General features: G+C 38.7%; 13 protein-coding genes. 8 read left to right on the top strand and 5 right to left on the bottom strand.

Annotated elements, in window-relative coordinates; genetic code table 11:
* The first annotated feature begins 55 nt into the window (after positions 1 to 55).
* On the top strand, positions 56 to 2,428 hold the full coding sequence (locus tag N0B29_RS02075) for a dynamin family protein (protein WP_263832039.1): 2,373 nt from the start codon (positions 56 to 58) through the stop codon (positions 2,426 to 2,428).
* Positions 2,425 to 4,449, top strand: a complete 2,025-nt coding sequence (locus N0B29_RS02070) for a dynamin family protein (RefSeq protein WP_263832038.1) — start codon at positions 2,425 to 2,427, stop codon at positions 4,447 to 4,449. The genes N0B29_RS02075 and N0B29_RS02070 overlap by 4 nt, the downstream gene beginning before the upstream one ends.
* A gap of 14 nt (positions 4,450 to 4,463) precedes the next feature.
* On the opposite strand, the gene N0B29_RS02065 is transcribed toward N0B29_RS02070, so the two are convergent.
* The 3 genes from N0B29_RS02065 to panB are packed head-to-tail and all read right to left on the bottom strand — an operon-like array spanning position 4,464 to position 7,317.
* The gene (locus N0B29_RS02065) at positions 4,464 to 5,504 is read right to left on the bottom strand and encodes an AI-2E family transporter (RefSeq protein WP_263832037.1); all 1,041 of its coding nucleotides are present in this window, start codon (positions 5,502 to 5,504) and stop codon (positions 4,464 to 4,466) included.
* A complete protein-coding gene (ruvB, locus tag N0B29_RS02060; RefSeq protein ID WP_263832036.1) occupies positions 5,501 to 6,523 on the bottom strand; it encodes a Holliday junction branch migration DNA helicase RuvB in 1,023 nt (340 codons plus the stop codon). Before ruvB ends, N0B29_RS02065 begins: the two co-directional genes overlap by 4 nt.
* 5 nt (positions 6,524 to 6,528) lie before the next feature.
* Positions 6,529 to 7,317, bottom strand: coding sequence for a 3-methyl-2-oxobutanoate hydroxymethyltransferase (panB, locus tag N0B29_RS02055; protein WP_263832035.1), 789 nt, complete (start codon positions 7,315 to 7,317; stop codon positions 6,529 to 6,531).
* 79 nt (positions 7,318 to 7,396) lie between these two features.
* Here panB and N0B29_RS02050 point away from each other — a divergent pair, with 79 nt between their 5' ends.
* A complete protein-coding gene (locus N0B29_RS02050; protein ID WP_263832034.1) occupies positions 7,397 to 7,807 on the top strand; it encodes an Hpt domain-containing protein in 411 nt (136 codons plus the stop codon).
* Positions 7,804 to 8,544, top strand: a complete 741-nt coding sequence (gene trpA / locus N0B29_RS02045; RefSeq protein ID WP_263832033.1) for a tryptophan synthase subunit alpha — start codon at positions 7,804 to 7,806, stop codon at positions 8,542 to 8,544. The genes N0B29_RS02050 and trpA overlap by 4 nt, the downstream gene beginning before the upstream one ends.
* Positions 8,545 to 8,579: 35 nt before the next feature.
* Here trpA and N0B29_RS02040 read toward each other — a convergent pair whose 3' ends face one another.
* Positions 8,580 to 9,182 carry a Tgt2/MlaC family protein gene (locus N0B29_RS02040; RefSeq protein ID WP_263832032.1) on the bottom strand — a complete coding sequence of 201 codons (603 nt, stop codon included), beginning with the start codon at positions 9,180 to 9,182 and terminating at the stop codon, positions 8,580 to 8,582.
* A 6-nt stretch (positions 9,183 to 9,188) separates the two neighbouring features.
* Positions 9,189 to 9,935: an MlaA family lipoprotein gene (locus N0B29_RS02035; protein WP_263832031.1), complete on the bottom strand. Its 747-nt coding sequence runs from the start codon at positions 9,933 to 9,935 to the stop codon at positions 9,189 to 9,191.
* 227 nt (positions 9,936 to 10,162) lie between these two features.
* Between N0B29_RS02035 and rpsB the strand changes: the two genes are divergently transcribed.
* Genes rpsB through fliR form a run of 4 tightly spaced genes read left to right on the top strand, consistent with a single transcriptional unit; the run spans position 10,163 to position 13,496 of the window.
* Entirely contained in the window at positions 10,163 to 10,954 is a 792-nt protein-coding gene (gene rpsB, locus N0B29_RS02030; RefSeq protein WP_263832030.1) for a 30S ribosomal protein S2, read from the top strand.
* Positions 10,954 to 12,021, top strand: coding sequence for a translation elongation factor Ts (gene tsf / locus N0B29_RS02025; RefSeq protein WP_263832029.1), 1,068 nt, complete (start codon positions 10,954 to 10,956; stop codon positions 12,019 to 12,021). Before rpsB ends, tsf begins: the two co-directional genes overlap by 1 nt.
* A gap of 58 nt (positions 12,022 to 12,079) precedes the next feature.
* On the top strand, positions 12,080 to 12,721 hold the full coding sequence (locus tag N0B29_RS02020; RefSeq protein WP_263832028.1) for an ABC transporter ATP-binding protein: 642 nt from the start codon (positions 12,080 to 12,082) through the stop codon (positions 12,719 to 12,721).
* Between the two features lies 1 nt (position 12,722).
* Positions 12,723 to 13,496 carry a flagellar biosynthetic protein FliR gene (gene fliR, locus N0B29_RS02015; RefSeq protein WP_263832027.1) on the top strand — a complete coding sequence of 258 codons (774 nt, stop codon included), beginning with the start codon at positions 12,723 to 12,725 and terminating at the stop codon, positions 13,494 to 13,496.
* Positions 13,497 to 13,555 lie beyond the last annotated feature (59 nt).

Here is a 13,555-nt window from a genome sequence, read left to right as displayed (position 1 = left end):
GTTTCTATTATAAGAAATCTTGATATAATCAAAAAAACTTTAAAGATAGTATCTCATGCATGTCATCAATGATTTTTTCTTACTCATTTGGGGTGAGAGGTTAAACCAGCAAGCTGTTTTCGACGAAAAACATAAAACTATCCTCGATCAACACGTATCAACCGCTTTTGATAACTTTTGTGATGGTAGTGCCATCGTGCTTATCGCAAGCCCTCAGAATTTTGCCAATATGGCAGCCCTTGAAGAACCTAAAACTGTTTTACAAACACTTTTTCAACAATCAACCTTTAGCAAAGAAACCCTACAATACGCTCAAAGCCAACTGCTTGGCTATCTGCTTTTCCTTGGCAATTTGCAGATCAACCATGCCATTCTTAAACGCTTAGAGCTTTTAAAAAAAGAGGGGATTATTTCCTATGACGCGGTGCGCTCTTTAGGGAGTATTTTAAGTCTTATTGAAGAGAAAAAAATCGAAGTGGCATCTTTACATGTAAAGAGTGCAACAACCCAAGAAAACTACTATAAAACAGCCCTCAACCTTCTTTTTACCGCCATTGAAAATCTCAAACAGGCAGTTGAACTTCCACGGCTCAAAGAGCGTTTACATGTCATCCCTGAACGCCTTGAAAATCAACGTTTTTCTATTGGTATCACCGGTGTTATGAATGCGGGTAAATCAACCATGCTTAACGCACTTTTAGGACAAGAAGTTTTAGGCACTTCCGTTGTGCCAGAAACAGCTAACCTAACACTCATTAAATACGCTAAAGAGCCTTACGCTGTAGTGAACTTTTGGAATGCCAAAGAGTGGAGCAAGATCGAAGAGGGTGCAAAAAGCCTTAAAAGTTTAGAGTCATTTGTTAAAGAGAGCAGAGCGCACTTTGGTGAAAAATTTAACACTTTGATAACGCCAAAAGGTGAAAGCGAATCCATTGATGTTAAAGACTTAGCCCTCTATACTTCGGCAAAGCACTCTGATAAAAAATGCAATTTGGTCAAAAGCGTCGAACTCTACACCGATCTTAAATTTGTTCAAGACGGTGTCCAAATCGTCGATACCCCAGGTCTGGATGATCCTGTTATCCAGCGTGAAGAGATTACATTAGAGTATTTAAGTGAATGCGATTTGATGATTCATCTTATGAACGCAGCACAAGCTGCGACACAAAAAGATGTAGACTTCATCATTGATGCGCTGTTATACCGCAACGTGGCACGTTTACTCATTGTCATTACACGCATTGATGCCATAAAAGAAAAAGAGCTTGCAGAGGTTATTGCTTACACGAAGCGTAGCATTGAAGCACGGCTGAAAGAGCAAAACAAAGAGGCAAAACTGGATGAAGTGATCGCTAAGATTGTCTTTATCCCGATTGCTGGCAAGCTTGCTCTTATGCATAAATTAGGACAAGGAGAGGAAGCACTTGCTCTGGGTTATGACATGGAGCGCACAGGTTTGCCGCTTGTGGAAGCCTACCTTGAGGATGTTCTCTTTGGCTCAAACAGTCAAAAAGCCAATCTTATTATCTCTGCCAATCGCAAAGAGATCGAATCGATCATGAGCGAATCTATGGCATCATTTGAGCAAGAGCTTCACTACTTAAATATCTCCCATGAAGAGATCGAACACGCTTATGCCAAACATCAAGAAGAGAAAAAAGTGATGGCAAGCTTTTTGGAGCAAATCAAAATCAGTGTCGCTCAAAATAAAGACGAGATGCAACAGTACTTTGGTACCCTTCAAAAATTTGCAAGCAATCGCCTCGATACACTTCAAAATGTGGTGAAAAGGCGCATTACCGATGATGTCAGCTATGAATTTAGTAAAAATAAAAAAGCACCCAAAGAGGAGCGTATCGGCTCTATTATTGAAACGGCAATCAAAGATGGGATGGTGGATCTCATTCGTGACTATCGCTACGAATTTCAAAAGAAGATGCAAAGCGCACTTGACTATATGGATGCAAAATATGGCGAGTTTAAAAGTGATGCGAAATCATCTGGTTTTGATGCCAGAGCTTTTTGTGAAGAGCATTTGGGCTCACTGCTTATCTTTAAAAACAGCACAGTGATCATTGCTGGTGTGAACGATGCGATCAAAAAGTATGGTAAAAATGACCTAAATGCACTCTCATCGCTGCTTGATACACTTTTTAGTACAGAATTCTCTGGCATCAAAGAGATGCTAACCGATAAACTTCAAAGAGTCAACCAAGAGCTTTTAAGCTCATTCGTAAGCCTTTGTGAAGCACCTGCTCGTAGTATTGAAGAGCGTTTTAGTGCCGAAGAAGAGTTGATTGAGCGTGCAATGCGCCAGATGAAAGATGCAACACTTAACCGTGAAGCGCGCATAGCAGAGATTAAAGAAAAAGAGCGTGTGATGAGTATCGTCTTGAATGATTTAAGTGCAACAAAGGAGCCAAAATGAGTCTACTAGAGAGTTTTGTCGCTTCGTATAAAGAGCATTTTTTAAAAGTGGTACCCCAGTTTGACGCAACGCTTTTAGGAGCACTTAAAAAAGTACAGTATGTGCTTCTCTCCGAACACCAACTCCCCTCTATCCAACTCAAAAAAGCACTGGATCGTCTTCAAATGCGTTCAGAAGAGCCGATGAAAGTAGCGATTACAGGGCAGTTCTCAAGTGGAAAGTCAACATTTCTCAACGCTCTTTTAGCCAAAAGTATTTTACCAACGGGCATCACACCCGTAACTTCAAAAGTTAATTACATTCGCTATGGCGAAGAGTTTAAAATTCGTGTGCGTTACAAAGATGGTAGAGATGAGTACCATGACATCAACACGATTGCCCATTTTACAGATCAGCGAGAACATGTTGAAGACATTGCCTACCTTGTGCTTTATGCACCGCTGAACATTCTTAAAGATGTTGTTTTTGTCGACACGCCTGGTCTTAACTCACAAGCCGCAACCGACACGCAAACCACCGAAAAAGTGCTTAAAGAGGTCGATGGTATTATCTGGTTGACACTCATCGACAACGCAGGGAAAATGAGTGAGCTTCAAGTTTTGGAAGAGTACCTTGGTAAGTACCAAAACAAATCGCTTTGCGTCTTAAATCAAAAAGATAAATTTACACCTACTCAAGTTGAAGAGACAACCAACTATGTCAAAACAGCGTTTAAAGAGTTTTTTAGTGATGTCATTCCTATCTCAGCCCGTCAAGCCTTAGAATCACGCAGTCACGACAAAAAAGTGATGATGGAAGAGAAGCTTGAAGAGTTTATGCACGATTTACATGTAAAGCTTCAAAGCGGTGGCGAGAAGCTCGATTTTGCTAGTGTTGAGCATGATTTTAAAGCATACCAAAGCACACTGGATTCTATTTTGCAAAGTGACTTAGGTGCCAATCTCAAACTTTTGGAAGAGTCAAACATCGACAAAGTTTTAGATTTCATTCGTAACGAAATTCAGCCTAAATCAACGCAATCCAAAGAGTTTGCTATTACCAAAGAGATTAAAGATATTTCTTCCAAACTGATCACGCAGCATCAGCTTTTCTTAGCCATTTACGATGAACTTTTGGAAGAAATTGTACGCTTTGAAGCCGAAGCAAAAAACCTTTTTTCTGAGCTAAAAGGCAAATTCTCACACGACCTTAAAAGCGCTTTTATGCGCATTGAGCAAATTATTGAAACCATTGCCGATGCCATTTACAATCAAATCACAACCGAAAAACAGACGCGTTACGAAGCGCAAAAAGCAGGGCTTTTTAGCAAGCACCAAACGTATCTGCCTTTTGAGTACCAAGCGCCTAAAATTAACTCTGATCTCATCTATAAAAGTCTTTTTTATGAAGAGAATCTCATCGGTAAAATGTTTAAGCAATACGTACGAAATCTTCTCTCCATTCAAAATGAAGTCAATGATAAAAACCGTTTGGTCTACCGTTCATTAGAGCAGGGTATTTTAAAATGGCAAGCACCCTACGAGGTAATTCGCAAAAGCGAAGAGCTTCACTCTGACATTGAATTTGCTAATATGCGCCGTTTTGCCTCTAAGGCGTATGAGAGTATTTTAAAGCCCTTTAACGATGAAATTGCAGACTCGTACGCGAAGATCAGCTCTGAGTTCAACCATCTTTCCAGTGCGGTGAGTTTCAACTACCAAAATGCCACCGAAGTATGTGTCGCCTTTTTGGAAAACAAGATCGAAAAATCAGCCAAACTCTATGAAGAAAACCCAACAAAGTTTTCTCTTTATGTTCCCAAACTCGATGAGATCAAAGAGCGTCTTAGAACGTCGTTTCATCTCTACGAGCTAGAAAACATGATGAACACACGAAACACGTTTCTCAATAAAGATTATGACCGTTTGATTAGCCAATTTACCGCTATTAAAGAAGAGAAGGTAGCCTTTTTGGAAGAGCGAAAAGCAAGACATCATAAAATCATAGAGCAGATACAAGCCTTACAAAGCGAAGTCATTTAAGGACTTCGCTTTTCTTACATGTAATGTTTTTCTTTGAGCAGTTTGTAGAGTTTTAAAAGAGAAATAAAGAGCGTGGTAATTGCAGGGCCAAGTATCATTCCCCAAAAACCAAACGTTGTAAGTCCCGCAAAAATAGCGAAGAAAATCAAGAGTTCATTCACAGCTGTTGGTGTTTTGACCATCTTGTCATTGATGTATTTGATGATAAGTGGCTTGATAAAAGTATCGGCAATAATGGAGATGACGACAATCGAATAGGTTGCAATGATAATGGCTGTTGTGGTATTGCCATGTGCGACTTCGATGGCACACAGTGGTATCCACATAAGTGCTCCACCAACGATAGGAATGAGCGAGGCAAAGCCATAAAAAATTCCTAATAATAATCCATCATAACCAAAATACATACCAATAATCGCAAAGAGTGCTCCTTGAAAGATTGCACTAAATAAAATAGAGTAAAAAACGACACTCATCACATTGGTGACTTCAGAAAAGACAAAATTGACCTCTTTCGCATCAATAGGCATAACGCTCTTGAAATAGTCAATAAGGTCTTTACCATTCAGAAGTGCAAAGAAGAAAAAGACAACGATGAGAAGCATATCTTTTAAAAATCCAGCACTGTTCTTACCAATGGAGCCAAGATAAGAGAGGGCGGTGCTAGAAATTTGAGCAATGTTTAGATTGCTGATAAAATCATCCAAAGTTGACTGCATAAAAGCCAGTGGCGCAGGAAGGTGATAATCAAGTGTTCGCAGATATGTTTGCACTTTTTCAATCATGGAAAAATCAAAATTATTGACGATTCCACCAATGGATGTTATCGTATAAACAATAGGTCCAAACAGGAGGACTGATAGAAAAACTGTTGACAAAAGCGCAGATAAATGTTTACTTTTTGTCAATTTATACAATTGAAGATTGATCGTATAGGTTGCCATGGCTAAGAGTGAAGCTATGGTAATAATCATCAAAAAAGGCTGATAAAGCTTAACAATAGAAAATAAAACGGCTAAAAAAATAGCGGTTAAAAAGAAGCGATGTTCATTCATACATTATCCTCAAAAAGTGCGCTTTGTAACGCTGGGGGTGTGAGGCGGAAAAGCTCATACGTTTTGGCGGTCGCAACTCTTCCACGCGCTGTTCGCTCAATGTAACTGTTGGCAAGCAAATAAGGCTCAATCACATCTTCGATGGTTCCCTCATCTTCACTAAGTGCAGCTGCAATGGTGCTAAGACCTAGTGGTCTGCCTTTGGTTTGCAATAGAAGTTCAAGGTATTTGATGTCAAGCTCATCAAAGCCAAGGTCATTGACACCCAGTTCATTCAAACCATACTGCGCTCGCTCAATGCTAATGCTCTCTTCATCCACCACATCGGCATAATCACGAATACGTTTTAAAAGACGAAGCGCAATTCTAGGTGTTCCACGTGAGCGTCTTGCCATTTCGCTTGCCGCATCTTGAAGACAGATTTTCTCCAGTTTATGCGATGCTTTGGTGATGATAAGTGAGAGTTCATCTTTGGTGTAAAACTGTAGGCGAAAGTGCATACCAAATCGATCACGCAATGGCGAGCTAATCATACCCGCACGTGTCGTAGCGCCAATGAGTGTAAAACGAGGTAAGTCGATTTTGATCGTTTGTGCCGCAGGGCCAGAGCCGATGATAATGTCAAGACGAAAATCTTCCATAGCGGGGTAGAGAATCTCTTCAATCGCAGGTGAAAGACGGTGAATTTCATCAATAAAAAGGATGTCTCCCTCTTGAAGATTCGTTAAAATCGCGGCTAAATCGCCACTTTTTTCGATCATCGGAGCGGCGGTTATTTTCATATTGGTACGCATTTCGTTGGAGATGATATGCGCCAATGTTGTCTTACCAAGACCAGGAGGTCCAAAAAAGAGAATGTGATCTAAACACTCAGAGCGTTTTTGCGCCGCTTGAATAAAAACTTGCAAGTTCTTTTTGATCTTCTCTTGTCCAATGTAGTTCTCAAATGAAGTCGGACGTAAGCTTTTTTCATACTCATTTTCAAAGGAGATTTTTTCGATTTCGACGATGCGTTCCATCTCACTCACTTTGTGTAGGTGTACGGAGCTTCTGGAAAGCTGCGCTCTTTAACTTCTTTAACATAAGCATCAACGGCATCTTGAATCAGTGTAGCACCTTCTAAATAGCGTTTGACAAATTTAGGTTGAAATGCTTGGAAAAAGCCTAACATATCGCTCCAAACCAAAACTTGACCGTCAGTGTATTTTCCAGCACCTATACCAATCGTTGGAATAGAGATCGCTTCAGAAATACGACGTGCCGCTTCTTCAACAACGCCTTCGATCACTAAGCTAAACGCTCCCGCTTCTTCGACGGCTTTGGCATCTTCGATCAATGCGAGTATATCTTCTTCACTGCGTCCACGTACTTTGTACCCACCTTCTGAGCGCACATACTGGGGCATAAGACCGATGTGTCCCATGACCGCGATAGAATTTTGTGTCAATGCTTTGATAATGTGAGCACGACTCACACCACCTTCGATTTTAACTGCATGCGCATTGGTTTGGCTGTAAACTAAGGAAGCATTATGCAGTGCCATCTTCTCATCAGTATAAGTTCCAAAAGGCATATCACACACTATGAAAGTCTCTTTAGCACCAGCACATACAGCTTTTGTGTGGTAGAGCATGACTTCCATACTGGCTGAGAGCGTGTCTGGCTTGGCGTTGAAACTCATGTTGAGGCTATCGCCAACGAGAATGATGTCAACTCTTTGATCAAACAATGAAGCAAAAAGTGCATCATAGGCGGTAATGACGGTAAGGGGTGTTTGCCCTTTTTGTTGTTTAATGGATGTAATTGTTTTCATGGAGGAATTATACCCTATTTTATGACAAGAAAATTTTATAAAAAACATGATACAATGAGCAACTTCGGAGGGTAAAAACATGGGTCTTTTGGCACAATTGGAAGTTGATTTTGACATCGAAATTGTAGGAGATTTTATCTCTCACTATGCCATTATGTGTGAAAACATGGAGCCTCTGATTATTGGGCTTAGTAAGAAAGAGCGCTATTCTGACAATATTGGAGATCTTTTTCGCATTTTTCACAATATGAAATCAGCCGCAGGATTTTTAAAACTAGATCCAATTATTAAACTAGCGGTGTTGTGTGAAGATATTGTAGAAGAAGCACGTACATTGCAAGGTCCTGCAAGCGAAGAATTCATTGATTGGTTACTTCTTGTCAGTGATCAGTTTGAAAAGTACCGAAAAGATGTGGAAAATGATGCCGCTTTCTTTACGGTTTTAAATCCTTTAATTATTAAAGTACCTCATACGTTGGAGAAAGAGTGAAGCAATTAGTTGCCTATATAACAGCGGGATTTCCCGATAAAAATTTTTCATTAGATTTAGTATCAGCTTTAAAAGATGCGGGTGTCGATAAGTTGGAGTTGGGCATTCCTTTTTCCGATCCTGTTGCGGATGGTCCTATTATCGAAGTTGCTAACTTGCACGCGTTACAAAACGGTTTTAAAATGGAGACACTTTTTGAAATATCTTCCATCGTCGCCCCTAAAATTGAGACGTATTGGATGGGCTATTTCAATCCTTTCTACCATAAAGGCGTGGAAACTTTTGCACAAAAAGCAGTCGAATTTGGTGTCAAAGGGTTTATTATTCCAGATCTTCCGCATGAAGAAGCAATGCCGTATGTGCCTTTAATGGATCAATATAACCTTTCACTTATCAGTTTTGTTGCACCAACGGATAGTAAAGAGCGCATAGCAACGGTTGTCAAGGATGCTAAAGGATTTATTTATCTTGTAGCGTATGCTGGCATTACGGGTGCTCATGCAAGTGAAGATCTTACCAAGACCATTCAAATGATTAAAGAACAGAGTAATACACCTTTATTTGTGGGCTTTGGTGTGAATGAAAAGACAGCAAAAGAGCGTGCTCGTGGTGTTGATGGCGTTATTGTAGGAAGTGCTTTTGTAGAGGTCTTGCTCAATGAAAATCTAAGTGCAACTGAGAAAATTACAACGATTGCACAAAAAGCAAAAATTATCAAAGATAAAATTAACGCATAAAAAACCAAATAAAGAAGCAGTGATATTCTTAAATGTTACTGTTTCTTTGGTGCTGGCTCATCGGGTTGCTTGAGCTTTTCAAGTAACTTCTCAAAGGGCTCTTTAGCCAAAATATCAGCGAACTGCGTACGGTACGCTTGAATGATACTCACGCCTAAAATATCAACATCATAAATCATCCAGCTACCATTTTTATCTTTGTAAAATTTATAAATGATCTCATAGACTTCACTATTTTTCATCAAATGTGTTGTTAAATGAATACGAGTATCTTTAATTTTCTCTAGATTTTTAATGACAAGTTTCTCATCCGTATAAAGATCTAGCTTCTCCATATAAGATGTTTTAAGTTTTTGCTCAAAAAGTTTAGCGAATTCTGTTTGTTTTGCCGACGAAAGTGATGACCACTGCTTGCCACCAATAGCAAGTTGAGCCATTAAATTATAGTCAAAAATTGAATCAAAAATGACAAAAATCTTTTCGGATTTTTCTGCTTTTGGGAGTTTTTTATCACGTAAAATAGTGGTTGCAAGATCAATATTTGTTTGCATAAAAGAAGAAATGTCACGCTCTTCAAGTGCCATAGCAGGGTACGAGCATAAAAGTGATAGCATTAATAAGGCAAAGATTCGTTTCATAGTTATTTATTCGCTTATAAGTTTATTTCTTCTTGATTCGTAGAAATTGCGCAAGAAAGGGTAAAGTTCAATAGCATCTTTTTTAAAGTTGTCATACTCTTTTACATGTAAAGAAGTTCTATTGATTGTATAGAATGCTGTGGCAGCAACTGCTTCTTCTGTACTATCAAGTAAATTTGCGTCACGAGCTTCAATGTAATTAAGAGGATTAAGCCATGCGTCGCCCACAAGTCCTGCAATATCACGTACATTGGATGGTCCAAAAAATGGCAAGACAACATGGAAGCCATTGCCAACGCCGTAATATCCAAGTGTTTGTCCTAAATCTTCATCGTGTGCTTTAATGCCAAGTTCTTCGCCTGCAACATCGCGGAAGCCTAAAATACCCATTGTTGAGTTTAGTATAAAACGTTCTGTTTCTTCTAAAGTATTGGTAAATTTGAACTGTAAAAGGTTGTTAACAAAACGGATAGGAAAGAAAAGATTTTCAAAAAAGTTTGAAATTCCATGACGTCCCATTTGAGGCACCACATAGGCGTAACCTTGTGCTGTTGGACGAAGGATATACTCGTAAAATTTATCATTAAAACTGGTCATAAATTCGTTATATCCACTGAGTGGATCAAAAAGATCGTTGTTGTTTTGTGTGTTAAATTCAGCCTCGAAATCTTCGTTGCTCTGCGAATTTGCACCAAGATACTCTGAAGCAGAAAGTAACGAAAAGCTTAATAAACAGGCTAAAATAAAACGCAAAATATCACCTCGTTCTTTTTAAATTTGCGCAATTATAGGATTTTTTTGATTTAAAGTAAATTAAAGTATTTAAATAGAATGTATTTTGAGATCAAAACAAGCAAAATTTAATCTTATTTTAACTATAATCACCGTCCAAATCTCACACACACCAATCCTTTACGGTTGCAGTTAATCGCTGTTGATGGGTGTGGAGGCTAAACCAAAAAAAACATAAGGAGAGCTTCATGGTAACCATGAAAGACCTATTAGAGTGTGGTGTACACTTCGGACACCAAACAAGACGTTGGAATCCAAAGATGAAAAAATTCATCTTCGGCGAGAGAAAAAATATCTATATCGTAGATTTACAAAAAACTCTACGTTATTTCAGATATACATACAATGTTGTTAAAGATGCAGCAGCAGAGGGCAAAACAATGCTTTTTGTTGGTACAAAAAAACAAGCAAGCCAAGCGATCAAAGAGTACGCAGAAAAATGCGGTATGCCATACGTTAACCACAGATGGTTAGGCGGAATGCTTACAAACTACCAAACAATCAGACAATCAATCCGTAAACTTGACATTATCGAGAAAATGGAAGAAGATGGACAAATTGACCTTCTTACTAAAAAAGAAGCGTTAATGCTTAGAAGAAAAAAAGAGAAACTTCTTGATTACCTTGGCGGTATCAGAAACATGAAAAACTTACCAGATATGATCTTTGTTATTGATACTGTAAAAGAGAAAATTGCGGTTCAAGAAGCAAGAAGACTTGGAATCACTGTTGTAGCTCCACTTGATACAAACTGTGATCCAGATGTTGTTGATCTTCCAATCCCAGGAAACGATGATGCGATTCGTTCAATTCAACTTTTCTGTAAAGAGATGTGTGAAGCGATGACTGAGGGTTATGAAATCCGTTCAAAAGATGCTCCAGCAGCTGACGAAGCAGCGGAAATTAGCGAAGATGAGAAAAAAGAGTTGATCAATGAAGTGGTCAGCGAAGAAGAATTTGCAGTAGAGGAAGGCGAATAATGGCTGAGATCACTGCTGCTTTAGTAAAAGAACTACGTGAGTCCACTGGGGCTGGTATGATGGACTGCAAAAAAGCACTAGTCGATACCGATGGTGATTTTGAAGCAGCAAAAGATCTTTTAAGAGAAAAAGGTCTTGGCAAAGCGGCTAAAAAAGCTGACAGATTAGCAAGTGAAGGGTTGGTCAATGTTCACGTTGATGCAAGCCTCAAAATGGCAACTGTAAGTGAAATTAATGCTGAAACTGACTTCGTTGCAAAAAATGAAGGGTTTATTAACTTAACGAAAGATACAACGGCACATATTCAAGCAACCAATGTACAAAGTACAGAAGAGTTGATGAAAACAACTATTAATGGCACTGTATTTGAAGAGTACTTTGCAACTAAAGTTGCTACTATTGGTGAGAACTTAGTTGTTAGACGTTTTGCGACACTTAAAGCGGGTGCTAATGGTGTTGTCAATGGTTATGTTCACTCAAATGGTCGTGTCGGTGTTCTTATCGCTGCAAATTGTGACAGTGAAAAAACAGCAGCAGGTGCTGGTGAATTCATCCGTAACCTTTGTATGCATGCAGCAGCGATGAAACCAAGTTTCTTAAGCTATACAGAACTTGATCCTGAGTTTGTCGAAAAAGAGACTATTGGTATTAAAGCTGATATTGAAAAAGAGAACGAAGAATTAAGTCGTCTTAAAAAACCTCTTAAACGTATGCCTCTTTTTGTTTCACGCGTACAATTGACGGATACTGTTTTAGAGAATGCTAAAGCTGAGATGCAAGCGGAACTTAAAGCACAAGGTAAACCTGAGCAAATCTGGGATAAAATCATTCCTGGACAACTTGAGCGTTTTATCGCTGATAACACTCAGCTTGATCAACAGTACACACTTTTAAGTCAATTCTATGTTATGGATGATAAAAAAACCATTGCACAAGTTGTTGAAGAAAAAGCGAAAGAGCTTGGTGGTAAAATTGAGCTTGTTGGCTATGTTCGTTTCGAACTTGGTGAAGGCTTAGAGAAAAAAGCATGTGACTTCGCTAGCGAAGTTGCAGAGCAACTCAAATAAATATAAAATTTTTTGTGGTGAAGAGGAGACTCTTCACCCCTTCTTTTGAAGGACACTGATGTCTTTACTCCATGCACAAAATATCTCCCATGCTTTTGATTACCCTCTTTTTGAAAATGTTAATTTTAGTCTTGCCCCCAAAGAATCAATGGCAATTTTAGGCGTAAGTGGTAGTGGGAAATCAACGCTTTTACATATCTGCTCTACGTTACTTCAACCTAATTATGGTGAAGTGATTTTGTGTGATCATAATATTTACAATGATAATGATGATGCAAGGTTAAAACTCAGACGCTATGATGTGGGTATTATTTTTCAATCACATTATTTATTTAAAGGCTTTTTTGCCAATGAAAATATTGAACTTGCTTCATTTATCAGTGACAAAAAAATTGATAATGGCATTTTAGAGCGTCTAGGCATAGCTGATTTTATGAACTACCGCGTGGGTGATCTCTCCGGCGGTCAGCAGCAACGTGTTTCAATAGCACGCGTCTTAGCGAAAAAGCCAAAAATAATTTTTGCGGATGAGCCAACAGGTAATCTCGATGACAAAACAGCTCAAGAAGTGATGAATGTTTTGTTCGAATATATTGAAAAAGAAAATGCAGCATTACTATTGGTAACTCATAATCACCAATTAGCCAAACAATGTACTTATACGAGACATCTTCATGTGGATGGATTAAAAGAGGAATAAAATGGAATCACTGGTACAGCTTTTTGGTGAACATCAAGTGGTTCTTTTTTTCCTTTTGTTTGCAAGGATCAGTGGTCTTTTTGCATTTTTCCCTTTTTTCTCTCATGCGAGTATTCCACTCACTATCAAATCGGCTATTACTCTTTTCATGGTCATTTTCTTATTTCCGCTCTTACCCGCTTTACATGTAACACCTACATTGCTTAATTTATCATTGGCTATTGTTGGAGAATTACTCATTGGTTTTGTAGCGGGGCTCTTTTTAACCATTACTATTTCTATTTTGCAAATGGCTGGAATGCAAATTTCCTTTGTTATGGGCTTTACAATGGCAAGTGTTATTGACCCACAAACCAGTACTTCTATTCCCGTATTGTCACAGCTTCTTTCCCTTATAGGATTAATGGTTGTGTTAGCCTTTAATGGGCATCATCAAATGCTGCTTTTTATTGCCGATTCACTCAATCTTTTGCCTCTTGGTAGTTTCTATCCCCAGACCAATATGCTGACCTATCTGCTCAAAGCTATGACAGGGATGTTTGTGTATGGTTTTATTCTTTCCTTTCCTGTTGTTGCTTTTTCACTCCTCTTAGATGCTGTGTTTGGCATGCTTATGAAAACCATGCCTCAATTTAACCTTTTGGTCATAGGCTATCCTATTAAAATTGCAGTTTCTTTAGTTGTTATTATTGCAACATTGAGCTCAATTATGCTGCTCTTTAAGAAAGAGTTCATTGAAGCACTCAATCATTTAACCATTCTTTTCGTGCGTTAAAGCAATCATAAATTTTTTTATACTACAATGAGAGCTAATAATTCTCATTCAGGAGTGAG

Origin of the sequence: Sulfurospirillum oryzae, assembly GCF_025770725.1 — a bacterium.
GTDB lineage: Bacteria > Campylobacterota > Campylobacteria > Campylobacterales > Sulfurospirillaceae > Sulfurospirillum > Sulfurospirillum oryzae.
This window is presented reverse-complemented; position numbering and strand designations above follow the sequence as displayed.

Excerpts from the sequence above, each read along its gene's own strand:
- N0B29_RS02040 (WP_263832032.1), bottom strand. The coding sequence starts at position 9,182 with ATGAAACGAATCTTTGCCTTATTAATGCTATCACTTTTATGCTCGTAC.
- rpsB (WP_263832030.1), top strand. The coding sequence starts at position 10,163 with ATGGTAACCATGAAAGACCTATTAGAGTGTGGTGTACACTTCGGACAC.
- fliR (WP_263832027.1), top strand. The coding sequence starts at position 12,723 with ATGGAATCACTGGTACAGCTTTTTGGTGAACATCAAGTGGTTCTTTTT.
- N0B29_RS02070 (WP_263832038.1), top strand. The coding sequence starts at position 2,425 with ATGAGTCTACTAGAGAGTTTTGTCGCTTCGTATAAAGAGCATTTTTTA.
- panB (WP_263832035.1), bottom strand. The coding sequence starts at position 7,317 with ATGAAAACAATTACATCCATTAAACAACAAAAAGGGCAAACACCCCTT.
- N0B29_RS02020 (WP_263832028.1), top strand. The coding sequence starts at position 12,080 with ATGTCTTTACTCCATGCACAAAATATCTCCCATGCTTTTGATTACCCT.
- ruvB (WP_263832036.1), bottom strand. The coding sequence starts at position 6,523 with ATGGAACGCATCGTCGAAATCGAAAAAATCTCCTTTGAAAATGAGTAT.
- tsf (WP_263832029.1), top strand. The coding sequence starts at position 10,954 with ATGGCTGAGATCACTGCTGCTTTAGTAAAAGAACTACGTGAGTCCACT.
- N0B29_RS02065 (WP_263832037.1), bottom strand. The coding sequence starts at position 5,504 with ATGAATGAACATCGCTTCTTTTTAACCGCTATTTTTTTAGCCGTTTTA.
- N0B29_RS02050 (WP_263832034.1), top strand. The coding sequence starts at position 7,397 with ATGGGTCTTTTGGCACAATTGGAAGTTGATTTTGACATCGAAATTGTA.
- N0B29_RS02075 (WP_263832039.1), top strand. The coding sequence starts at position 56 with ATGCATGTCATCAATGATTTTTTCTTACTCATTTGGGGTGAGAGGTTA.